This is a genomic window from Pseudomonas kribbensis, from assembly GCF_003352185.1.
Classification (GTDB): Bacteria; Pseudomonadota; Gammaproteobacteria; order Pseudomonadales; family Pseudomonadaceae; genus Aquipseudomonas; species Aquipseudomonas kribbensis.
Map to the genome: position 1 here is coordinate 2,245,671 of NZ_CP029608.1, position 22,871 is coordinate 2,268,541.

Annotated in this window: 22 protein-coding genes and 4 tRNA genes; 21 read left to right on the forward strand and 5 right to left on the reverse strand. The window is 59.8% G+C overall.

Annotated elements, in window-relative coordinates:
• Positions 1-11 precede the first annotated feature (11 nt).
• The 16 genes from truA (at position 12) to DLD99_RS10400 (ending at position 15,316) form a co-directional block, all read left to right on the forward strand.
• On the forward strand, positions 12-836 hold the full coding sequence (truA, locus tag DLD99_RS10325; RefSeq protein ID WP_085712002.1) for a tRNA pseudouridine(38-40) synthase TruA: 825 nt from the start codon (positions 12-14) through the stop codon (positions 834-836).
• Between the two features lie 64 nt (positions 837-900).
• Positions 901-1,515, forward strand: a complete 615-nt coding sequence (locus tag DLD99_RS10330; RefSeq protein WP_114882109.1) for a phosphoribosylanthranilate isomerase — start codon at positions 901-903, stop codon at positions 1,513-1,515.
• Between the two features lie 191 nt (positions 1,516-1,706).
• A complete protein-coding gene (accD, locus tag DLD99_RS10335; protein ID WP_085712004.1) occupies positions 1,707-2,627 on the forward strand; it encodes an acetyl-CoA carboxylase, carboxyltransferase subunit beta in 921 nt (306 codons plus the stop codon).
• The gene (gene folC, locus DLD99_RS10340) at positions 2,624-3,931 is read left to right on the forward strand and encodes a bifunctional tetrahydrofolate synthase/dihydrofolate synthase (protein WP_114882110.1); all 1,308 of its coding nucleotides are present in this window, start codon (positions 2,624-2,626) and stop codon (positions 3,929-3,931) included. Before accD ends, folC begins: the two co-directional genes overlap by 4 nt.
• Positions 3,915-4,592 (forward strand): SPOR domain-containing protein, encoded by a 678-nt coding sequence (locus DLD99_RS10345; RefSeq protein ID WP_114882111.1) that lies wholly within the window; start codon positions 3,915-3,917, stop codon positions 4,590-4,592. Before folC ends, DLD99_RS10345 begins: the two co-directional genes overlap by 17 nt.
• A gap of 98 nt (positions 4,593-4,690) precedes the next feature.
• Entirely contained in the window at positions 4,691-5,251 is a 561-nt protein-coding gene (locus DLD99_RS10350) for a CvpA family protein (RefSeq protein ID WP_007956464.1), read from the forward strand.
• Positions 5,252-5,292: 41 nt separating this feature from the next.
• A complete protein-coding gene (purF, locus tag DLD99_RS10355) occupies positions 5,293-6,798 on the forward strand; it encodes an amidophosphoribosyltransferase (protein ID WP_007956466.1) in 1,506 nt (501 codons plus the stop codon).
• An 80-nt stretch (positions 6,799-6,878) separates the two neighbouring features.
• Positions 6,879-8,090 (forward strand): O-succinylhomoserine sulfhydrylase, encoded by a 1,212-nt coding sequence (locus DLD99_RS10360; RefSeq protein ID WP_085712007.1) that lies wholly within the window; start codon positions 6,879-6,881, stop codon positions 8,088-8,090.
• On the forward strand, positions 8,087-8,863 hold the full coding sequence (locus DLD99_RS10365; RefSeq protein WP_114882112.1) for an SDR family oxidoreductase: 777 nt from the start codon (positions 8,087-8,089) through the stop codon (positions 8,861-8,863). The genes DLD99_RS10360 and DLD99_RS10365 overlap by 4 nt, the downstream gene beginning before the upstream one ends.
• A gap of 90 nt (positions 8,864-8,953) precedes the next feature.
• Positions 8,954-9,029: transfer RNA gene (locus tag DLD99_RS10370), tRNA-Val, on the forward strand.
• A 54-nt stretch (positions 9,030-9,083) separates the two neighbouring features.
• A tRNA-Asp gene (locus DLD99_RS10375) sits at positions 9,084-9,160 on the forward strand.
• A gap of 93 nt (positions 9,161-9,253) precedes the next feature.
• Positions 9,254-9,330 (forward strand) — tRNA-Asp (locus DLD99_RS10380).
• Positions 9,331-9,740: 410 nt separating this feature from the next.
• Positions 9,741-12,572 carry a xanthine dehydrogenase family protein molybdopterin-binding subunit gene (locus DLD99_RS10385; protein ID WP_114882113.1) on the forward strand — a complete coding sequence of 944 codons (2,832 nt, stop codon included), beginning with the start codon at positions 9,741-9,743 and terminating at the stop codon, positions 12,570-12,572.
• Positions 12,565-13,104, forward strand: coding sequence for a (2Fe-2S)-binding protein (locus DLD99_RS10390; protein WP_039771584.1), 540 nt, complete (start codon positions 12,565-12,567; stop codon positions 13,102-13,104). Before DLD99_RS10385 ends, DLD99_RS10390 begins: the two co-directional genes overlap by 8 nt.
• A 2-nt stretch (positions 13,105-13,106) precedes the next feature.
• A complete protein-coding gene (locus DLD99_RS10395; protein WP_114882114.1) occupies positions 13,107-14,342 on the forward strand; it encodes a c-type cytochrome in 1,236 nt (411 codons plus the stop codon).
• Positions 14,343-14,344: 2 nt separating this feature from the next.
• Complete coding sequence (locus DLD99_RS10400; protein ID WP_114882115.1) at positions 14,345-15,316, forward strand: XdhC family protein; 972 nt, start codon at positions 14,345-14,347, stop codon at positions 15,314-15,316.
• A gap of 48 nt (positions 15,317-15,364) precedes the next feature.
• Here DLD99_RS10400 and DLD99_RS10405 read toward each other — a convergent pair whose 3' ends face one another.
• Positions 15,365-16,648: an NAD(P)/FAD-dependent oxidoreductase gene (locus DLD99_RS10405; protein ID WP_114882116.1), complete on the reverse strand. Its 1,284-nt coding sequence runs from the start codon at positions 16,646-16,648 to the stop codon at positions 15,365-15,367.
• A 184-nt stretch (positions 16,649-16,832) separates the two neighbouring features.
• Here DLD99_RS10405 and DLD99_RS10410 point away from each other — a divergent pair.
• The 3 genes from DLD99_RS10410 to DLD99_RS10420 all read left to right on the forward strand — a co-directional run bounded on the left by DLD99_RS10410 (position 16,833) and on the right by DLD99_RS10420 (position 18,302).
• Positions 16,833-16,909: transfer RNA gene (locus DLD99_RS10410), tRNA-Val, on the forward strand.
• 152 nt (positions 16,910-17,061) lie between these two features.
• Positions 17,062-17,496 (forward strand): GNAT family N-acetyltransferase, encoded by a 435-nt coding sequence (locus tag DLD99_RS10415; protein ID WP_114882117.1) that lies wholly within the window; start codon positions 17,062-17,064, stop codon positions 17,494-17,496.
• A 350-nt stretch (positions 17,497-17,846) separates the two neighbouring features.
• The gene (locus DLD99_RS10420) at positions 17,847-18,302 is read left to right on the forward strand and encodes a DUF2214 family protein (protein WP_114882118.1); all 456 of its coding nucleotides are present in this window, start codon (positions 17,847-17,849) and stop codon (positions 18,300-18,302) included.
• A 216-nt stretch (positions 18,303-18,518) separates the two neighbouring features.
• Here DLD99_RS10420 and csrA read toward each other — a convergent pair whose 3' ends face one another.
• Positions 18,519-18,713: a carbon storage regulator CsrA gene (csrA, locus tag DLD99_RS10425; protein ID WP_003179932.1), complete on the reverse strand. Its 195-nt coding sequence runs from the start codon at positions 18,711-18,713 to the stop codon at positions 18,519-18,521.
• 251 nt (positions 18,714-18,964) lie between these two features.
• Here csrA and DLD99_RS10430 point away from each other — a divergent pair, with 251 nt between their 5' ends.
• Both DLD99_RS10430 and DLD99_RS10435 read left to right on the forward strand, forming a co-directional pair.
• Positions 18,965-19,333, forward strand: a complete 369-nt coding sequence (locus DLD99_RS10430; protein WP_114882119.1) for an SPOR domain-containing protein — start codon at positions 18,965-18,967, stop codon at positions 19,331-19,333.
• Between the two features lie 87 nt (positions 19,334-19,420).
• A complete protein-coding gene (locus tag DLD99_RS10435; RefSeq protein ID WP_114882120.1) occupies positions 19,421-20,332 on the forward strand; it encodes a siderophore-interacting protein in 912 nt (303 codons plus the stop codon).
• A 54-nt stretch (positions 20,333-20,386) separates the two neighbouring features.
• On the opposite strand, the gene DLD99_RS10440 is transcribed toward DLD99_RS10435, so the two are convergent.
• The 3 genes from DLD99_RS10440 to DLD99_RS10450 form a co-directional block, all read right to left on the reverse strand.
• The gene (locus DLD99_RS10440) at positions 20,387-21,076 is read right to left on the reverse strand and encodes an endonuclease (RefSeq protein ID WP_085712017.1); all 690 of its coding nucleotides are present in this window, start codon (positions 21,074-21,076) and stop codon (positions 20,387-20,389) included.
• Positions 21,077-21,080: 4 nt separating this feature from the next.
• Positions 21,081-21,371, reverse strand: a complete 291-nt coding sequence (locus DLD99_RS10445; RefSeq protein ID WP_114882121.1) for a DUF1654 domain-containing protein — start codon at positions 21,369-21,371, stop codon at positions 21,081-21,083.
• 179 nt (positions 21,372-21,550) lie between these two features.
• The gene (locus tag DLD99_RS10450) at positions 21,551-22,639 is read right to left on the reverse strand and encodes an asparaginase (protein WP_114882122.1); all 1,089 of its coding nucleotides are present in this window, start codon (positions 22,637-22,639) and stop codon (positions 21,551-21,553) included.
• Positions 22,640-22,871 lie beyond the last annotated feature (232 nt).

A 22,871-nucleotide genomic window follows, 5' to 3' on the forward strand; every position in this document is an offset into this window, starting at 1 on the left:
CGGCCGCCGAAATGGCCCCCGAAGGCTTTTTTCGCGTCGCTCTGGGCGTTGAGTACAAGGGTTCGCGCTACAGCGGCTGGCAGCGCCAGTCCACGGGTGTGCTCACCGTGCAGGAAACCCTGGAAAAAGCCTTGTCGAAGGTCGCCAATTCGCCGATCTCGCTGCAATGCGCCGGGCGGACCGACGCCGGTGTGCATGCCTGTGGGCAGGTCGTACATTTCGACACCCAGGTCGACCGTTCGCTGAAAGCCTGGGTCATGGGCGCCAACATCAATCTGCCCCACGATATCAGTGTCAGTTGGGCGAAGGTCATGCCTGCGCACTTTCATGCGCGTTTCAAGGCGATTGCCCGGCGCTATCGTTACGTGATCTACAACGATCAGATCCGCCCGGCGCATCTCAATGAAGAAATCACCTGGAATCACCGTCCACTGGACGTGGAACGCATGGCCGAGGCCGCGCAGTACCTGATTGGTACCCATGATTTCAGCGCCTTCCGTGCCGGTCAGTGTCAGGCCAAGTCGCCGATCAAGCAGATGCATCATCTGCGCGTGACCCGTCACGGCAAAATGATCGTGCTGGACATCCGCGCCAACGCCTTCCTGCACCACATGGTGCGCAATATCGCCGGGGTGCTGATGACGATCGGTGCCGGCGAGCGGCCGCCGGAGTGGATGAAAGAAGTGCTGGAAAGCCGCGAACGTCGCTCCGGCGGGGTCACGGCGCATCCGTTCGGGCTGTATCTGGTGCAGGTCGAGTACCACGACGAGTTCCCGTTGCCCGAGCGTTTCATCGGGCCACATTTCCTTACGGGTTTCTCGGAACTTGACGGCTGACGCCCTCGAATGCATTTGTTACCATCCGGGACTTTCCCGGATTTGCCCTGAGGTTTTTATCGACATGTCGGCCGTTCGCAGCAAGATTTGCGGGATTACCCGCATGGAAGATGCGTTGGCAGCCGTCGAGGCCGGGGCCGATGCCATCGGGTTCGTGTTCTACGCTAAAAGCCCACGTGCGGTGACAGTGCAGCAGGCGCGGGCGATCATCGCCGCGTTGCCGCCGTTCGTGACCACCGTCGGGTTGTTCGTCAATGCCAGCCGCTGCGAGCTCGGGGAAATCCTCGATGCCGTGCCGCTGGATCTGCTGCAATTTCATGGTGATGAAACCGCTGCCGAGTGCGAAGGCTGGCACCGGCCATATATCAAGGCCCTGCGGGTCAAGGCTGGCGATGACATCGCCGCCGCCTGCAATGCCTACCCGAGCGCCAGTGGTGTGCTGCTCGATACCTACGTTGAAGGCGTGCCCGGTGGAACCGGTGAGGCGTTCGACTGGTCATTGATTCCGCAGGGTTTGAGCAAGCCGCTGATTCTGGCCGGCGGCCTGACCCCGGAGAATGTCGCTGACGCCATTGCCCGGGTGCGGCCATACGCCGTGGACGTCAGTGGTGGGGTAGAGGCGAGCAAGGGCATCAAGGATCACGCAAAGATTCGGGCGTTCATCAACGCCGTACGTTGATGTGACGGCTGGCAGACTGCCGCCGTCCACAGCTCTGTAGAAAAGAGGCTGAGGGTCTTTTCGGGTTGTACGCAGGTCAGTTCCGCTGACCCGGCAGTCCATCGATCATCGCCACACATGAATTTAGCTGAAGGGCATACGCGGGGCCGCGAACCAGAGCGTTCGGGCCGCCGGTACTGGAGAAAGAAAGCATGAGCAACTGGTTGGTAGACAAGCTGATCCCTTCGATCATGCGTTCGGAGGTCAAGAAGAGCTCGGTGCCTGAAGGCCTGTGGCACAAATGCCCGTCCTGCGAGGCCGTGCTGTATCGTCCGGAGCTGGAAAAGACCCTGGACGTTTGCCCTAAGTGCAACCATCACATGCGTATCGGCGCACGTGCGCGCATCGACATCTTCCTGGATGCCGAAGGCCGTGTTGAGCTGGGCGCCGACCTGGAGCCGGTTGACCGTCTGAAATTCCGCGACGGCAAGAAGTATAAGGATCGCCTGGTGGCTGCCCAGAAGCAGACCGGCGAGAAAGACGCACTGGTTTCCATGAGCGGCACCCTGCTGGGCATGCCTGTCGTGGTTTCGGCGTTCGAATTCAGCTTCATGGGCGGCTCCATGGGCGCCATTGTCGGTGAGCGCTTCGTGCGCGCCGCCAACTACGCCCTGGAAAACCGTTGCCCGATGGTCTGCTTCTCCGCCTCCGGTGGTGCGCGGATGCAGGAAGCCCTGATCTCGCTGATGCAGATGGCCAAGACCTCGGCGGTGCTGGCACGTCTGCGCGAAGAAGGCATTCCGTTCATCTCCGTGTTGACCGACCCGGTCTATGGCGGCGTTTCCGCCAGTCTGGCAATGCTCGGCGACGTCATCGTCGGCGAGCCGAAAGCCCTGATCGGCTTTGCCGGTCCGCGCGTGATCGAGCAGACCGTTCGTGAAAAACTGCCGGAAGGCTTCCAGCGCAGCGAGTTCCTGCTGGAACACGGCGCAATCGACCTGATCATTGACCGTCGTGAACTGCGTCCGCGCCTGGGCAACCTGCTGGCGCAACTGACCGGCAAGCCGACGCCAACCTTCGTTGCCGCGCCGATCGAACCGATCGTCGTTCCGCCGGTGCCTGCCAACGTATGACCGAACGTACCCTTGGCGAGTGGCTCGCCTACCTTGAGCAGTTGCATCCCTCGGCCATCGACATGGGGCTGGAGCGTTCGCAACAGGTAGCGTCCCGCATGGGGCTGGGCCAGCCGGCGCCTCGGGTGATTACGGTCACCGGCACCAACGGCAAGGGTTCGACCTGCGCTTTCGTGGCATCGCTGCTGCGGGCGCAGGGCTTGAGCGTTGGTGTCTACAATTCCCCGCACCTGCTGCGTTACAACGAGCGGGTGCAGCTCAATGGCGTCGAAGCCACTGATGCGCAGCTGTGCGAAGCCTTTGCGGCGGTCGAGGCCGGGCGTGGCGAAACGTCCCTGACTTACTTCGAAATGGGCACCCTGGCGGCGTTCTGGCTATTTCAGCAGGCCGGGCTCGATGCGGTGGTGCTTGAAGTCGGGCTGGGCGGGCGTCTGGACACGGTCAACGTGGTTGATGCCGACATCGCGCTGGTCACCAGCATTGGTGTCGATCATGCCGATTACCTGGGCAACACCCGCGAATCCGTGGCCTTCGAGAAGGCCGGGATTTTCCGTCAGGGCAAACCTGCGCTGTGCGGCGATCTGAATCCTCCACAACCGTTGCTGGACAAGGCGCGTGAGCTTGCTTGTCCGTTCTTCCTGCGTGGGCGCGACTTCGATCTCGGCATCACTGATCAATTCTGGCAGTGGCACGGCACCGGTGCTGACGGTCAGGTCGTCGAGCTGCGGGATTTGCCGCTGCTCGATCTGCCGATGGAAAACGCTGCGCTGGCGTTGCAGGCTTATTTGCTGCTCGGTCTGCCTTGGGATGCTCAGCAGATTGTTGCGGCCTTGCAGGCGACTCGCGTGGTCGGTCGTCTGGATCGTCGCTCGTTCGAATGGAACGGCAAGCGCCTGAACCTGTTGCTGGATGTCGGGCATAACCCGCACGCGGCGGAGTATCTGGCCCGGCGTCTGGCGGCTCGCCCGCCGGTCGGCAAGCGCCTGGCAGTGTTCGGCCTGTTGGCGGACAAGGATCTGGACGGTGTGGTCGGTGAGTTGAATGCCAGCGTCCAGCATTGGGCGGTGGCGCCACTGGATTCGCCGCGCGCGCGTCCGGTGGCTGAATTGAATGATGCATTGCAGAACCTTGGCGCCTCGGTCACGTCTTATGACAGCGTGGCGGCCGCCCTGGAAGGGCAGTGTGCAGTGGCCACCAGCGACGACGAGATCTTGCTGTTCGGATCATTTTATTGTGTCGCCGAGGCCCTTGAATGGCTGGCCCGGCGCTCCACGGAGGAAGCGGCAAATGGCTTTGCTGGATAAAGCGTACAAGCAGCGCATGGTCGGTGCCCTAGTGCTGGTGGCGCTGGCGGTGATTTTCCTGCCGATGCTGTTTTCCCGTCAGGACGAACAGCGTCAGGTGACCGTCGATGCGCCGGCTGCTCCGAAGGCACCTGCCGTGGCGCAGATCCAGATGGAGACGGTCGCGGTGCCTGAGCCACAGGTTTTGCCTCAGGAACCAGTGCCGAGCGATTACGAAGTTGCCGAGCAAACGGCGCCAGCGGCGCCAGCGGCGCCGATTGCACCTGCTGCGCCGACACCGGCTCCAGCGCCGGTAGCCAAACCAGTCGCAGTTGCTCCGGCACCTGCACCCGTGACCAAGCCTGCTGCAGCCCCGGCCCAGCCGATCGCTGCGCTGTCTGCCAAGCCGGATACCACCCAGAGCCGCGTCGATGCCAATGGCCTGTCGGTAAGCTGGTCGGTGCAACTGGCCAGTCTGTCGAGCCGCGCCAGCGCCGAAAGCCTGCAGAAAACCCTGCGCAGTCAGGGTTACAACGCTTACATCCGCTCCGCCGATGGCAAGAACCGGGTGTTTGTCGGTCCGCTGATCGAGCGCGCCGAAGCCGATCGTTTGCGCGATCTGTTGAGCCGTCAGCAGAACCTCAAGGGGTTTGTGGTGCGCTTCCAGCCCGAGCGTGGCTGAAAACTATCACCTCGATTGAAATGCACTGACAATCGCAGCTTACCGACAGCCATGCGCTCTGCTAAAATGCGCCGCCTTATCCGTCTGTAGGCTGCACTGTGCCATTTACCTGGGTTGACTGGGCGATCGTTGCAATCATCGCCATCTCCGCTTTGATCAGTTTGAGCCGCGGCTTCGTCAAGGAAGCACTATCGCTGGTGACCTGGATCATCGCAGGAGCGGTTGCCTGGATGTTCGGTGGCTCACTGTCCGAGTACCTCGCCGGATACATTCAAACTCCATCGGCTCGTGTGATCACGGGCTGTGCCATCATGTTTGTCGCCACACTGATCGTGGGCGCAATGATCAATTATCTTATCGGCGAGTTGGTTCGCGTCACCGGGTTGTCCGGGACCGATCGATTCCTCGGCATGGCCTTCGGCGCTGCGCGTGGCGTGTTGCTGGTGGTCGTGGCGGTCGGGCTGTTGAGCCTGGGGCCGGTACAGCAGGACGGGTGGTGGAAAGAATCACAGCTCGTGCCAAAGTTTCTATTGGTCGCCGACTGGTCCAAGAACCTGATTCTCGGGTGGAGCAGTCAGTGGCTTGCCAGCGGAATCAGCGTACCCGCTGATATTCCGTTCAAGGAGCAACTCTTGCCGTCGGCCAAAACGCCTCAGTGAGTGTTGTTCAGTTCAGATCCATTAAGTAGGGGTTGCGTCGCATGTGTGGCATCGTCGGTATCGTCGGTAAGTCGAACGTCAATCAGGCGCTGTATGACGCGCTAACCGTGCTCCAGCACCGCGGCCAGGACGCTGCCGGTATCGTGACCAGCCATGATGGCCGGTTGTTCTTGCGCAAGGACAATGGCCTGGTGCGTGACGTGTTTCAGCAGCGTCACATGCAGCGCCTGGTCGGCCACATGGGTATCGGCCACGTCCGTTACCCGACTGCCGGCAGCTCGACCTCGGCCGAGGCCCAGCCGTTCTACGTCAACTCGCCGTACGGCATCACCCTGGCGCACAACGGCAACCTGACCAACGTTGAACAGTTGGCCAAAGAGATCTACGAATCCGATCTGCGTCACGTCAACACCAGTTCCGACTCGGAAGTGCTGCTGAACGTGTTTGCCCACGAGCTGGCTCAACGCGGCAAACTGCAACCGACCGAAGAAGACGTGTTTGCCGCCGTGACCGACGTGCACAACCGTTGCGTCGGTGGTTACGCCGTCGTGGCGATGGTGACCGGTTACGGCATCGTCGGTTTCCGTGACCCGCACGGCATCCGTCCGATCGTGTTCGGCCAGCGTCACACCGACGAAGGCGTCGAGTACATGATCGCGTCCGAAAGCGTTTCGCTGGACGTGCTCGGCTTTACCCTGATTCGCGACCTGGCGCCGGGCGAAGCGGTCTACATCACTGAAGACGGCAAGCTGCACACCCGTCAGTGCGCGACCAACCCGTCCCTGACCCCGTGCATCTTCGAACACGTCTACCTGGCGCGTCCGGATTCGATCATCGATGGCGTTTCGGTCTACAAGGCCCGTCTGCGCATGGGTGAGAAGCTGGCCGAGAAGATCCTGCGCGAGCGTCCAGAGCACGACATCGACGTGGTCATCCCGATCCCGGACACCAGTCGCACTGCGGCACTGGAACTGGCGAACCATCTGGGCGTGAAATTCCGCGAAGGCTTCGTCAAGAACCGTTACATCGGCCGTACCTTCATCATGCCTGGTCAGGCCGCGCGCAAGAAATCGGTACGCCAGAAGCTCAACGCCATCGAGCTGGAATTCCGCGGCAAGAACGTGATGCTGGTGGACGACTCGATCGTTCGCGGCACCACCTGCAAGCAGATCATCCAGATGGCCCGCGAAGCCGGCGCGAAAAACGTCTACTTCTGCTCGGCCGCTCCAGCCGTTCGCTTCCCGAACGTGTACGGCATCGACATGCCGAGCGCTCACGAGCTGATCGCGCACAATCGTTCAACTCAGGATGTCGCTGACCTGATCGGTGCTGACTGGCTGATCTATCAGGACCTGCCTGACTTGATCGAAGCGGTCGGCGGCGGCAAGATCAAGATCGAAAACTTCGACTGCGCGGTGTTCGACGGCAAGTACGTCACCGGCGACGTCGATGAGGCTTACCTGAACAAGATCGAGCAGGCACGCAACGATGCCTCGAAGGTCAAGACCCAGGCGGTCAGTGCGATCATCGATCTGTACAACAACTGAGTTTCAACCGGCCCTTAGGGGCCGGTTTTGTATCTGGCAAAAGACTTTTATTTATCGAGAACAGGGCAAGGAGTGACAGCATGAGTCAGGAATGGGATGCCGGTCGGCTGGACAGCGACCTCGAAGGCGTAGCGTTCGATACCCTGGCCGTACGTGCCGGTCAGCACCGTACGCCGGAAGGCGAACACGGTGATCCGATGTTCTTCACTTCCAGCTACGTGTTCCGTACCGCTGCCGACGCCGCCGCACGGTTTGCCGGGGAAGTGCCGGGCAACGTTTACTCGCGTTACACCAACCCGACCGTTCGCTCGTTCGAAGAGCGCATTGCCGCGCTGGAAGGCGCCGAGCAAGCCGTAGCCACGGCGACGGGCATGGCCGCGATCATGGCGGTGGTGATGAGCCTGTGCAGTGCCGGCGACCATGTGCTGGTGTCGCGCAGCGTATTCGGTTCGACCATCAGCCTGTTCGAGAAGTACTTCAAGCGTTTCGGCGTGGAAGTCGATTACGTGCCGCTGGCGGATCTGTCGGCCTGGGATGCGGCGATCAAGTCCAACACCAAGTTACTGTTCGTCGAGTCGCCGTCCAATCCGCTGGCTGAACTGGTGGATATCACCGCGCTGTCGGAAATCGCACACGCCAAGGGCGCGATGCTGGTGGTCGACAACTGCTTCTGCACGCCTGCGTTGCAGCAGCCGCTGAAGCTCGGTGCAGACATCGTTGTGCATTCGGCCACCAAATTCATCGATGGTCAGGGCCGTTGCATGGGCGGCGTGGTGGCCGGTCGCGGCGAGCAGATGAAAGAAATCGTCGGCTTCCTGCGGACCGCCGGCCCGACTCTGAGCCCGTTCAACGCCTGGATCTTCCTCAAGGGTCTGGAAACCTTGAATCTGCGGATGAAGGCGCATTGTGCCAACGCTCAGCAACTGGCCGAGTGGCTGGAGCAGCAGGACGGCATCGAGAAAGTGCATTACGCCGGTCTCAAGAGTCATCCGCAGCATGAGCTGGCCCAGCGTCAGCAGAAGGGCTTCGGTGCGGTCGTCAGCTTCGAGGTGAAGGGCGGCAAAGAGGGCGCTTGGCGCTTTATCGATGCGACCCGTTTGATTTCGATCACTGCCAACCTGGGTGACAGTAAAACCACCATCACTCACCCGAGCACCACGTCCCACGGCCGTCTGGCGCCGCAGGAGCGTGAAGCGGCGGGGATTCGTGACAGCCTGATCCGCATCGCGGTCGGTCTGGAAGACGTCGCTGACCTGCAAGCCGACCTGGCGCGCGGTCTGGCGGCGTTGTGATCGAGTTGTCCACGCCAAATACGGGCACCCATGGCCGCGTTGCGCTGGTCACGGGCGCCGCTCGCGGCATTGGTCTGGGGATCGCAGCGTGGCTGATCAGCGAAGGCTGGCAGGTGGTGCTGACGGATCTGGATCGGGCGCGAGGCTCGAAAGTGGCAAAGGTGCTGGGTGAAAATGCCTGGTTCATCGCCATGGACGTGGCGGATGAAAGTCAGGTGGCGCTCGGCGTCGCGGAGGTGCTGGGGCAGTTCGGTCGTCTGGATGCGTTGGTGTGTAACGCGGCGGTGGCCGATCCGCACAACATCACTCTGGAAAGCCTGGATCTGGCCTACTGGAACCGGGTGCTGGCGGTGAATCTCAGCGGGCCGATGTTGCTGGCCAAGCACTGTGCGCCGTATCTGCGGGCGCACAACGGGGCGATCGTCAATCTGGCCTCGACCCGGGCGGCGCAGTCAGAACCTGATACTGAAGCCTATGCGGCGAGCAAGGGCGGCTTGCTGGCGTTGACTCATGCGCTGGCAATCAGCCTCGGCCCGGAGATTCGTGTCAATGCGGTGAGTCCGGGCTGGATCGACGCGCGGGATCCTTCCGCACGGCGTGCCGAACCGCTGACCGATATCGATCATGCCCAACATCCGGCGGGCAGGGTAGGGACAGTCGAGGATGTGGCGGCGATGGTGGCGTGGCTGCTGTCGAAGAATGCCGGCTTTGTGACGGGGCAGGAATTCGTGGTCGACGGCGGTATGACCAAGAAGATGATCTACTCGGAATGACATGTTTTTGTCTTTTTGAGAAAAACTTCAATCCTGCTATTGACTTAGGTTCGCTACCTGCGTAAATTTCGCGGCCTCGGAGATGCAAACGGGTGATTAGCTCAGCTGGGAGAGCGTCTGCCTTACAAGCAGAATGTCGGCGGTTCGATCCCGTCATCACCCACCACTCCCGAGAGACTTGCGAAAGCAAGAGGTAGGCTGAAAGTGCCTCCACCGACGCGCAGCGGTAGTTCAGTCGGTTAGAATACCGGCCTGTCACGCCGGGGGTCGCGGGTTCGAGTCCCGTCCGCTGCGCCATATTCAACGAGTCAGACACTGTCTGGTTCGCGATTGAAAAGCACCGAAGCTTTCAGTCAAACGAGTTACTTGAGCGTCAGCTCAAAGCGATACGCAGCGGTAGTTCAGTCGGTTAGAATACCGGCCTGTCACGCCGGGGGTCGCGGGTTCGAGTCCCGTCCGCTGCGCCATATCTGTTTCAAGGACCACTGAACGCCTTGAAACACCGAAAGCAACCGGTGGTTGATTCGGAATCGATAGCAAAGACCCTGGTCGAAAGACCGGGGTTTTTTGTGTCTGAAATTTGACCTTTCTCCAAATTCCTCCTCTGTTGCCTAGCGACGAATGCAATTAGTCCGCGCGGCAATATCCTCTGCGTCATCGGGGCGCTGCGATGCAATGCCACATTGATTTTTGATTCTTTAGTCAGATTTTTGTAACTGGTTGTTTGCTGCGGGCGCAGAAACCTTTAAAGTTAACCTTTCGGTCAGCTTTGCACTGTCATCACGCCCTTTGTTTAGCCAAAAAGGGCTTCTGCAAGACTCGAGATTCCCAGTAGATAACCAGAAGGGCGGATCCATAACCGCCCAGAGGATGATCCATGTCCAACCGTGAAATATCCCGGCGCTCGTTCCTTCAGGGCGGGCTGGTGGCGGGTGTGAGCGTTACGCTCACACCGCTCAGCAGTCAGGCGCTGGCTGCCTTGATGGAAAATAGCGTGACCGTGCCGTCCGAGCAGTGGCTCGGCAATAACGGCAAGGCGCGCCAGCGTAACGATGCCTTGTCCAAGGTCTGCGGCAGCAAGGTTTTTGCCCGCGACATCCGTTCCAAGGACATGCCGGGCTGGCCCCAGCAACAGGGCCACGCCATGTTGCTGAAAACCATCAAGGCCGACCGCATCTACGACGGCTATGACCTGTCGTGGCTCGGCGCCGATCTGCAGCCTGACCGCATCGTTACCGCCGCTGACCTGGACAAGGACGGTATCGTGTTCCCGGAAGAGCACGCTCCGGATCCGCTGCTGCCGGAAGGCAAGGTACCGATGTTCATCGGTCACCCGGTGGCTATCCTGATCTGGAACGATTTCGAGCGTTTCCGTCAGGCCAAGAACAAACTCAAATTCAATGACAAAGCGATTCGTTACGGTGCAAAAGTGCCGTTCTACGAAGGCGATCCCTATGGCAGTTTCCGCTACGTGCGCGTCGGTGGCCCGACGTCGGCGGACGAAGACGAATTCGCCAGCCTCAAGGACTCGATCCTGTTCCCGATGCTGAAGAACCGGCGTCCGGTGTGGAATTCCCAGCCGAACCTGCACGGCAACCTGACCGAGCGCGGCCTGTTCTACGCCGACCGCATGAAGAAAGAGATCGACACGCCGCCGGACAACTGGCTGGTGTTCGATGAGCGTTACAAAACTCCGTCGATCGAGCCGGCTGCGATGGAGCCGGACAACGGCAACGGCTGGTACGACCCTGCTACCAAGACCCTGCATTTCGTCGTCGCCACCCAGTGCCCGCTGGAAGCGGCAACCGAGACCGCGAAGATGATCTCGCCGTCGCGCTTCGGCCTGGCCAACCTGAACATGCACCCGGGCTACACCGTCGGTTACGGTTCCAAGGACCACAACATTTTCGTCTACTACGCGGCCCTGGCGGCGTTGTACGGCGCAGGTGTGCCGATTCGCCTGGCCAACGACCGTTACGAGCAGTTCCAGAGCGGCATCAAGCGTCACCCGTTCGATATCCGCTACCAGCTGGCGGTGGACAAGACCGATCACAGCTTCAAGATTTTCCGCGCCGAAATGAGCGTCGATGGCGGCGGTCGGATCAACTACAGCCCGTCGGTGGCTGCGGTGGGTGCAACGGCGGCTCAGTCGATCTACTACATGCCGCAGAACGACCTGCAAGTTACCGCTTACCACTCCCGTGGCGTTGAAGCGGGTTCGATGCGCGGCTACGGCACGCTGCAGAGCATGGCTTCCACCGAAATGATGGTCGATGAAATCGCCGATCGCCTCGGTGTCGACGCCATTGATCTGCGCCGCAAGAACGCGTTGCGTTCGGGGATGAAAAACACCCAGGGCGCGATCCCGGCCGGTGCACTGCGTCTGCACGAGATTCTCGACAAGGCTTCGCTGCACGAAGTCTGGAAAAACCGCGACGCGATCAAGAAACAGCGTGAAACGGCGGATCCGGACAACTGGTACGGCGTGGGTTTCGCCATTTGCCAGAAAGACTTCGGCACCGGTTCCGAAGCGCCGATGGCCAGCATCGAGTTCACCGCTGAAGGGCGCATTTCCCTGCGTCACATCGGTATCGAGATCGGCACCGGCATGTCCACTTCGCAAGCCCTGGTGGTCGCCGATTTCCTCGGCAGCCCGGCGCACGACGTGAAGACCGGCGAAACCGAATGGAAGGAAATGCAGCTGGTCACCGCCGGCAACCCTTACATCATGAGCCAGGCCGAGCAGGACAACTTCCTGCGCAACCCACGCTGGGTCGGCAAACTGGCGTCGGCCTCGTCGGCGACCAACTCCGCCTACTACTTCAGCCATGCCACCCGTGAAGCGGCGCGCGTGCTGTTCAACCACGGCTTGTGGCCGGCAGCGCTGGAGATCTGGCGTCAGGGCCCGTACGGTGGTCAGGCCAACCCTTACGTCGTGCGTCGCGAAGATGCGCATTGGGTCGACGGCAAGCTGACAGCCAACGGCATGCAGCCGTTGAGTTTCGAAGAACTGGCCAAACGTGCTCACGAGCGTGGTCTGGTCACGGCTGCCACGGTTCACGGTTTCAACCGCTGGAGCTGGGCAGAAGCCGAATACAGCATCGACGGCGTGCGCGAGCGTCTGCCGCTTGATGGTCTGGCCGTGAAATACGGTGACGGCGCTCCGAAAGCCAAGAAAGCGCAGATGACCAGCGATGGTTTCCACTTGCTGGATCGGCAGAACATCGCCTATCCGGTGGTTCAGTTGAACAACGCCGCCGTGACCTACTACAGCCCGGTGGCGACGCTGGTCGAGTTGAAGGTCAACAAAGGGTCGGCAGAAGTCGAAGTGCTCAACCATCACTCGTGGCTGGAGTGCGGTCGGGTGCTGGTCGAAGAACTGGTTCGTGGCCAGCTCGAAGGCGGGATCGCCATGGGCATCGGCCACGCCTTGATGGAAGAGATGCCGCTGTACGAAGGCGGGCCGGGGGAGGGTGACTGGAACTTCAACCGTTATCGCCTGCCGATGGCGCGCCATGTGGCGGTGTGGAAGCAGACGTCGGAGATCCTGCCGCCACTGTCGCCTAGCGATCCGTCCAAAGGCATCGCCGAAGTGGTGATGATCCCGGTGGTCGGTGCCATCGGCAACGCCGTGGCCCACGCCATCGGCAAACGTGTCCGCGATCTTCCAATCACTGCTGCGCGCATCAAGGAGGCCCTCAATGGCTAACCGTCCGCTTCAACTGACCCTCAACGGTCAATCCGTCGGCCCGGTGGACATCCCTGATGACCTGCCGATGATCGATTACCTGCACGAATACAAGAACCTCACCGGCTCGCGTCTGGGCTGCGGCCAGGGCATCTGCCACGCCTGTGTGGTGATCGTCGACAACCCGGACGGCACCAGCGAAGAAGTGCGCACCTGCATCACCGGCGCGCATTACTTCGAGGGCAAGAAAGTCCGCACCATCGAAGGCCACGCCAAACGCGACGAGCAAGGCCAGGTCACCGAGCTGAACCCGATCCAGCAGCGTTTCGTCGACGAGTTCGCCTTCCAGTGCAGTTACTGCGCGCCGGGCTTCGTCAACGCCGCGACGGTGCTGGTGGAAAAGCTGCAACGCCAGCCGATCGTCAAAAGCAAACTGGAACAAGTCATCGAGGACAGCCTCGGCCATCACATCTGCCGTTGCACCGGGTACGTGCGTTACTACAACGCCACCCGCAACGTGCTGACCGATCTCGGCCTGGTCAAGGAGGGTTAAGCATGAAGCGTTTATTGACCCGCCTGACCCTGGCGGTCGGGTTTGCCGTGCCTGTTCTGTCGGCTCATGCGGATGATCAGGTCAAGCGCGGCGAATACCTTGCCCGCGCCGCCGACTGCATGGCTTGCCACACAGCGCCGGGCGGTGCACCGTTTGCCGGTGGCCTGCCGATCGTGTCGCCGTTCGGCACAATCTACGGCACCAACATCACCCCGAGCAAAGAGCACGGCATCGGCCTGTACAGCGATGACGACTTCTTCGCTGCGCTCACCGAAGGCAAGCGTCGTGACGGCGCCAACCTGTACCCGGCTATGCCATACACTTCGTATCACTTGATGCCGCGTGCGGATTCGGATGCGATTCATGCGTATCTGAAAACCATCGAGCCAATCGAGCGTGCAGCGCCGGTGACGAGCCTGAGCTTCCCGTTCAACGTGCGTCCGGGCTTGATCGGATGGAACATGATGTACGGCAAGGCCTTGAAGCTGGAGCCGGCCGAAGGCAAAAGCGACGCCTGGAAGCGCGGCCAGTACATGGTCGAAGTGCTGGGTCACTGCGGCGAATGCCACACGCCACGCGGCTTGCCGGGCGCGATGCAACTGGACAAGCGCCTGACCGGCGGCATCCTCAACGGCTATCTGGCACCGAGCCTGCTGGCAACGGATCTGGCAGCGCGCGGCTGGAATCAGCAGGACCTGAGCACGTTCCTCAAGCACGGCATGAGTGCCCAGGGCACGATGTTCAACGAGATGTTCCCGGTGTTCCACAACAGCACCCAGGGCCTGAATGATCCGGATCTGGCGGCGATGGCAACCTTCCTGCTCGGCGACAAGCCGCCGGCGGCGAAAGAACTGGCCGATGTTCCAGTGGAGAAACTCAGTGCCAGTGCCCAGCGCGGCCGTCAGGAATACTTGAACGTCTGCGCCGGCTGTCACGCGGCCGGTGGCGAAGGCAAACCGCACATTGCGGTGGCCATGCGCGGCAATACCACGCTGCGCCTGGAAGATCCGCGCAACCTGGTTCGAGTGATCGAGGACGGCATCGGCGAACAGAAATTCGCCGGATTCGAACACATGCAGCCGATGCCGGGTTTTGCCGACAAGCTCAGTGCCGAACAACTGACCGATCTGCTGAACTATCTGCGTCAGGGTTGGGGCGGTCAATCTGCTGAACTGGCGGTGGGCGATGTGCAGAAGCTGCAGGCTGACGCCCCGTCCATCGAGCACAAGGCGCACTGATCATGCAGCATCTCGATCTGCAGGTAGTGCGTCGGGCGCTGGAATGGTCGACGGCGGGGCAGCGCATCTGGCTTTGCACCGTGCTGACGACCTACGGCTCGGCGCCTCGTGCGCCGGGATCGCTGTTGGCGGTGAGCGATGACGGGCAGTGGATCGGGTCGCTGTCCGGTGGTTGCGTCGAGGAAGATTTTCTCGAGCGCGTCGCTGAAGGTGCGTTTCTCGATGCAATCAATGTCGTGCGTTATGGCGAAGGTGACGATCCGCGTTCGCGGGTCAGCCTGCCCTGTGGCGGCATTCTTGATGTGCTGGTAGAGAAATTTGACGCCGACTGCGATGTGCAGGCGCACCTGCGTGAACTCGAATCGGCGTTGCTCGGGCAGCGCCGGTTGATTCGCGAGGTGGATCTGGCCACGGGGGCGCGCAGCCTGTTTGCGGATCGTGAGCAGGGTGCGCGGATCGAGCGTGAAATCGATCGCGTGCGGATCCGCATCGGTGCCGCCCAGCGTTTGCTGCTGGCCGGATATTCCAGTGTGGCGCAGGCCTGTGCGGAGTTTGCGGTCGGTCTCGGCTTCGAAGTGATTCTCTGCGATCCGCGTGATGAAGTGCTGGAAGGCGTGGTGCTCAATGGCGTGGAGATTCGCCGGCAACTGCCGTCGGTGTTCATCGCCGAGGGTGGCTGTCACCGTGATACGGCGGTGGTGGCGTTGACCCACGATCCGCGCATCGACGATCTGGCGATGATGGAAGCGGTGCGCACCGAGGCCTTCTACATCGGCGTGATGGGTTCGCTGCAGACATCACAGAAGCGCTTCGAGCGATTGCGGCGGATTGGCGGTCTGGGGGAGGGCGAACTGGCGCGGATTCATGCGCCGATCGGTCTTAACCTTGGCAGCAAGACGCCTTCGGAAATCGCTTTGGCAGTGCTCGCGGATATCCTGCGGATTCGTAGCGGGATTGCACGAGATCGGCTGTGATTGAAGCTGAATGTAAAAAGGGCCGCTTTTCAGCGGCCCTTTTTTGTGTCAGAAACCGAGCTTGTCGCGCAGTCCGTAATACCACGCGCCCAGCGCGGCAAACGGTGTGCGCAGCAATTGCCCGCCGGGGAACGGGTAGTGCGGCAGGTCGGCAAACGCATCGAAGCGCTCGGCCTGGCCTCGCAGCGCCTCGGCCAGTACCTTGCCGGCGAGGTGCGTGTAGGTCACGCCGTGGCCGCTGCAGCCCTGGGAATAATAGATGTTGTCGCCCAGGCGCCCGACCTGAGGCAGGCGCGACAGGGTCAGCAGGAAATTGCCGGTCCAGGCGTAGTCGATTTTCACGTCCTTGAGCTGCGGGAAAGCCTTGAGCATTTTTGGGCGGATGATCGCTTCAATGTTCGCCGGATCTCGCGCGCCGTACACCACGCCGCCGCCGAAGATCAGGCGTTTGTCGCCAGTGAGGCGGTAGTAGTCGAGCAAGTAGTTACAATCCTCGACGCAGTAGTCCTGTGGCAGCAGGGATTTCGCCAGTTCATCGTCGAGCGGTTCGGTGGTGATGACCTGAGTGCCGCACGGCATCGATTTGGCTGCGAGTTCCGGCACCAGATTGCCCAAGTAGGCGTTGCCGGCAACGATAATGAATTTGGCCCTGACCTTGCCCTTTGGTGTATGCACGACCGGGTTGGCGCCGCGCTCGATGCGCACGGCCGGCGACTGTTCATAGATGGTGCCGCCCAGAGATTCCACGGCAGCGGCTTCGCCAAGTGCCAGATTCAGCGGGTGGATGTGACCGCCGCTCATGTCGAGCATGCCGCCGACATATTGATCGCAGGCGACCACTTCGCGGATGCGGCGCTGATCGAGCAGTTCAAGTTGAGTGTGGCCGAAGCGTTCCCACAGACGCTTCTGCGATTCCAGGTGGCCCATCTGCTTGGCTGACAGGGCCGCGAATACGCCGCCGTCCTTCAAGTCGCACTGGATATCATATTTGGCGACTCGCTCGCGAATGATCCGGCCGCCCTCGAACGCCATCTGCCCGAGCAGCTGAGCCTGCTTGGGGCCGACGCTGCGTTCGATTACGTCGATGTCACGGCTGTAGCTGTTGACGATTTGCCCGCCATTGCGTCCCGAAGCGCCGAAGCCGACTTTGGCGGCTTCCAGCACGGTCACGCGAAAACCGTTTTCCAGCAGGAACAAAGCTGAGGAAAGTCCCGTATAACCAGCGCCGATCACACAGACATCCGTCTCCACGTCATCCTGCAGGGCAGGGCGTGGTGGTACGGCGTTGGCCGACGCAGCGTAATAAGACTCTGGGTAAGGGGTGTTCGCCATCCTGCAGCCTCTGTTTAATATATTTTACGAGTGCGACGATCCTACCCGAGTTGAAAAACCTCCGCCAGCCACCGGGAAATCTTCTTGCGATGGGTCGAAATTAAATATTTTGCATATTCATAGGGTTAGGTGAAAAAAAGGTGTTGACACCCCTCCGGAATTCCGTAGAATGCCGCCTCACAGCAGGCACGTAGCTCAGTTGGTTAGAGCACCACCTTGACATGGTGGGGGTCGTTGGTTCGAGTCCAATCGCGCCTACCAAACAAAATCCGCTCTGCTGGGCGGTCTGGAAGGGCTCACCGAAAGGTGGGCCCTTTTTTGTTGTCTGCGATTTCTAAGGCCCGGCCTTGAGGCGTCAACTCGACTCATGACGGCTACACTCCGGCGAATGTCAGCTGTGAGGGAGGGAGTGCGTGAGTCGCCAAGTCAGACGAGCCATCCTGGGTGATATCGAAAGCCTGTTGCAGATTGATCCTGTCGCCGGAAGAGATGACAGTCGCCGAAAATACATTGCGAGGGCTGTCCGGGCGGGGGAGTGTTGGGTTGTCTACGAGAAGAACGATCCTGGTGGTCCTATCGGCTACGGTTGCCTGGATCGAAGTTTTTTTGGGGAATGGTTTATTCCTCTCGTGGTCGTCTCCAGTGAAATCAGGCGTTCCGGCGCAGGCCGGCAAATCGTGAGCTATATGGAGCGCCACTCCTCAGCAGAAAAGATCTTTACCTCGACCAATGTGTCCAACTTGCCGATGCGACGGCTTTTGGAGGGACTTGGTTATCAACACAGCGGAAGGGTGGAGAATCTGGATCCGGGCGATCCAGAGCTCGTTTTCGTGAAGTTCTTGAGTTAAACGCGTGCCGCCGTTCGTCGCCGAAAGCCTTGGCGTCCATTTAAAAAGTGTGGATATTTAAGGGGTTACGGTTTTTTTTAACTGGCCGGTTATCAAAAATACGTTGTTACACACTGAGAAAATCAGTAATATCCGCCCCGCGTTCACCACCACGGTTTATGCATTTTTAAATCCCAAGCTTCCATCAGCTGCTTGGGATTTTTTTTGCCTGCGATTTACCTCTCCTCACGCATTCGTCCTGTCGACCTTCTCGGCCAGCGCTGCCTTTCAGGTGGGCATCGGGCAAGTCCATACTTTTTCGACTACTACTGTCTGGCCGATTTTCATCTCAGTCTGACGGGAGTTCATCAATGCTGGTTCATTGGTTTCTGGCTGCGGTTCACTTGCTGGCATTTGCCCTGGGTTTCTGGGCCGTGCTGACGCGCGGAACGGCGTTCAGCCGCCTGGCGGCCGGGGCGGGCGAGGTTCGACGGGTTTTGCTCGCTGACAATCTATGGGGCGTATCCGCTCTGGTGCTGCTGCTCACGGGTGGCATGCGAGCTTTTGGCGGTTACGAAAAGGGCGCCGATTACTATCTGCATCAGCCGCTGTTTCATTTGAAGATGACGCTGTTTGTGCTGATTCTGCTGCTGGAGCTTGCGCCGATGATTACATTGATCAAGTGGCGTATAGGTCTGGCGCGGGGAAATCCCCTCGAGACAGGGCGAGCAAAGATGTTTGCACGAATCAGTCATGCTGAGGCGTTGTTGCTGGTTCTGATGGTGATAGCGGCCACCGGGATGGCGCGTGGGGTGACGTTCGGCTAAGCGGGCGCAATTCCCGGCTTTGATTCGGAAACGTCCGACAGCCAGCCATTGAAATGATGGTTAGTATCGGTGGCGAGGAAGGGGGAGGGAGTTGCAGCAGGAGGAAAAATAGCCTGCGCCGTCACCAATGAGGTGGGGGGATGGCAATACGGCGCTCGGATCTTTAGCCAGTCATGACGCGAGGGTGAACAGACTGGCTACTGACTGCGAAAGGGCTCAGGGGGTTTGTGGCTTGTCCGGTGCGGTCAGGCCAGCCTGGATGCGCTGGTAAATCTCTTCACGGTGTACGGCAACGTTCTTTGGAGCGTTGATGCCGATGCGAACCTGTTGGCCGCTTACGCCGAGGATGGTGATCGTAATGTCATCACCAATGTTTATGCTTTCACCGACTTTGCGGGTGAGTATCAGCATGGTCTTCTCCTTGATTGCTTTGTAGGGCACCTGATTCAGACAGTGCAGAGGTCGGTGGTACGTATAGATTAGTGCGAAGTCTCACGGTTTGGGTGCCTCTTTCTGACGCGCAGATGTGGCATTAATTCCCAGCGCGTAACTATACAGGTGCGGCAATCATCAATCTCGTAGTTTTGTGCCCATTTTGCCGAGCTCTGAAAGTATTCGCGAATGTTAAGATCTCCCCTTTCGAGAATTCAGAGGGAAGCGTTGTGCGCAAATTGGTCTGGTTGGTCGCAGCACTGGCATTGGCGGGATGTGGTGAAGGCAAGAGTGTGGATGCTCAAAAGTCAAAACCGGTAGCGGTGGCAACGCCGGCAGCCGTGTCCGGTCCGCAATGGGATCTGGAAGTGCGGGGCGAAACGCCTCAAGCCGTCAGTGATCTGAGCGGCTGGTTGATCGAGCATGCGTTTATCGCCAATGTCATCAAGGATGCCAGCGGAAAGACCCGGATCCTGCTGGGGCCATTCAATTCCAGGGCCGAAGCCGAAGCGAAACAGGCTGATGTGAATGCGGCGCTGATCAAGGCGAAAAAACAGAACATCGAGACGCTGGTGATCGAACGTACCGCAGCACAGTAAAGATTCCTTTCAGCGGAGCTGACTAAAGGGTGTCCGGTGTGATTCGTTTTTACAGGAGTCACCGAAGATACTCAGAAGGAGCTCCGCATGGCCTCCGCCAGTCCCTACAAATTGTTCGACGTTGTTTTACGTCACAAGCATCAGCTGAGTCCGCACCTCATGCGGATCACGCTCGCCAGCGAGACTGTTGCCGAGATGGCAACCTGGGCGCCTGATCAGCGCGTCAAACTGTTTTTCCCGGCCGCGGACGGTTCGCCAGCCCGGCTCTCTCAGGGGGAGGGTTGGTACGCTCGTTTCCGCTCGATGCTGGCGGATCGACGTCCGGCGATGCGCACCTACACCATTCGCCACTTGCGTGCCGATCGGGGCGAAGTCGACATCGACTTTGTACTGCATGGCGAAACCGGGCCGGCTTCTCGCTGGGCTCTTCGAGCGCGGCCGGGCGAGTCGATGCAGATTCTGGCGCCCGATAGCCGGTTTTCGGCCGAGGAGGCGGGTGGTTTTGAATGGAAGCCACCGCAAACCCTTCAACAACTTTTGTTGGTCGCCGACTCAACGGCTTTGCCCGCTGCAATGGGGATACTCGATGAACTGGCCGCACTGGTAGAGCCACCCCGGACCCAGGCGTTCTTTGAGGTCGACAGTGTGCAGGACATGCTCGCAGTCCCGGACTGGCCCGGCCTGTCGGTACAGTGGTTGATTCGAGAACAAGCGGAAGCGGCGGCTGCCGGGACGCTGATGGTAGAGGCAGTGCGAAAGGCTGCGCTACCTGTCGACGCATCGACGGTCAATCAGGCGGTAGAACTGGCCGACGTCGATATCGATCAGGAGATCCTCTGGGAAATCGCCGAAACCGCCACTGACGGTTTCTATGGCTGGATTGCCGGTGAGTCTGCGGCGGTCATGAATTTGCGCCGATACCTGATCAAGGAGCGCGGTATCCCGCGAGATGCGCTCAATCTGATGGGCTACTGGCGATACAACAAGCCCGGCGGCTGACCACAAAAAAGGCCTCGAGCTTGAAGCGCGAGGCCTTTTCTTTTGCTTGATCGATCAGCCGCAGGCTTTCATGTTCACCGGCCCGACAAACTCATTGCCGCGCCCCATCACGCACGCCACGCTCTGATTGCGCTGACGCTCCCAGTCTTGCACCGGGTACGTCTTGTCCCACGCTTCATACAGTTGGCGATCCTGCTTCGACAAGCGCAAGCCGTATTGCTTGCTCATGTAGAAATAGGTGCGAGCGATCATGCCGCGAATCGAAGGGCGGGGCATGACCTTCTTCGCCTTGAAGTCGACCTGGGTCAGGCAGGAGCCATATTGACCCTTTTCGACCGGTAGCCAGCCATAGCTGAAGTTACTGCGATCACCGTTGACCTCGCCGATGCTCGGTACCAGGTTGTGCAGGTCGGCTTCGGCTTTCTGGTAGCTCGGGTCATAACGCGTGCAATTCTTGCGTCCGCCTTCCTGCCAGCACTGGCGCTGATGGCCGAACTCCCAGGCCGGGACAATGTGCTCCCATTCAATGCGGGCGGCGCGCTTGGCATTTTTACGCGGTACATAACCGCAAGCAGCCAGGTCGACCTTGTTTCCCGTGTACTTGCACCCGCAATAAAACTCGGTGGATTGTGGTGCGTACAGCTTCCAGGCGACCTTTTTGGCCTCGGTGAATGTGCGGGGTGCGCCAGCCTGGGCGCCCAGGGAAATGAACAGTAAAAGCAAAGCAAAAAAACGGACAATCATTGAGTCAATCTTCCTTCGGTACAACCCAGAAAATCTGCACGCCACCATCGTCTCGATAGGCGAGGGTGACGTTGTCGTTCTCGTCGATCTCTTCCAGCAGGCGCTCCCACTCATCGATCGGTTCATCCGGAAGACGGAAGATCAGAGCGGCTTTGGCTTTTTGTGCGGTGGGGGAGTTGATGATCTTTTGAACGCGCATGCCCATGCGTTCGTAGGCATCGGGAGCATCAGAGGAAGAGGCCACGAGGTTATCCTTATTAAGCTGTACGTGCATACAGTATTTAACTGTAGGCATTTTCGCAACTGCTTAAAAATCAAGAAAATCCTCTGACAGCGGTTTTCCGGTTTTGATGTGGCTCATCCGAATTTTTTGTGCAGGAAAGAAGCAGGGGCGATGTAGGTAATTGCACCACCCACCAGGGCGGCGAGTGGTGAGGCAAGTGCCCGGCCGAGATCCGGCCGGGCGAGGGTGAATCAGTACTCCCAGAACATCCGTTGCAGCTCTTTGCTGTCGTTGGTTTTGGTCAGGGCGACCATTGTCAGGATGCGGGCTTTCTGTGGGTTCAGGTCGTGAGCCACGACCCAGTCGTACTTGTCGTCAGGCTGTTCGGCGTTGCGCAGAACGAAGCCGCCGGCATTGACGTGGGAAGAGCGAATGATCTGAACGCCATCCTTGCGCAGAGCCTGGAGGGCCGGGACGACGCGGGAAGACACCGAGCCATTGCCGGTGCCGGCGTGGATGATGGCTTTGGCGCCGGACTGGGCCAGGGCTTTGTAGGCGGTGTCGCCGACATTCCCGTAGGAATAGGCGATTTCTACGTCAGGCAGGCTCTTGATGTTCTTGATATCAAATTCCGAATCCATGGTGTGGCGCTTGGCTGGCAAACGGAACCAATAGGATTTGCCTTCGACCACCATGCCCAGCGGGCCCCATGGGCTCTTGAACGCTTCGGTCTTGATGTTGATCATTTTGCTGACATCGCGGCCGGACTGGATTTCATCGTTCATGGTCACCAGTACGCCTTTGCCGTGGGCCTCTTTGCTGCTGGCGACGGCGACGGCGTTGTACAGGTTGAGCATGCCGTCCGCCGACATGGCGGTGCCTGGGCGCATCGAGCCGACAACGATGATCGGCTTGTCGGTTTTCTCCACCAGGTTCAGGAAGTAAGCGGTTTCTTCCAGGGTGTCGGTGCCGTGGGTGATGACGATGCCATCGACGTCTTTGCTGTCGGCCAGCTCCGATACGCGGCGACCCAGTTGCAGCAGGTTTTCATTGGTGATGCTTTCCGATGCGATCTGCATGACTTGTTCGCCACGCACGTTCGCCAGTTTGCTCAGCTCGGGAATGCCGGCGATCAATTGCTCGATGCCGACCTTGGCGGCCTGATAGGTAGCGCTGTTGGCCGCACTGGCGCCGGCGCCGGCAATGGTGCCGCCCGTAGCGAGCACCACTACGTTGGCCAGTTTGGTCTGGGTTTCGACTTCTTTTGCCTGAAGAGCGGAGGGCAGGAGCAGCATTAGGGCCAAAGCGCCCGGAACCAATGTCTTGAAAGCAGATTTCATTATTTTTCTCTCTAGTAGTGAGACGGTGCTGGTGCAGGTTCATCTAGATGCGCCCCGGGCCGATCTGAATGCCAGGGGTGCAGGGAGGGAGCAGGATCTGTACCAGCCGTACTTTGCGTTAGAGAAATGTTTAACCTGATGATTTATATCAACATTTTATGAATTGGTGAGTCCCGGGCCGAATCGCTGATCCGGTATTCCGAACATTGGAGGCTTTCGTGTTCGGCTCTCC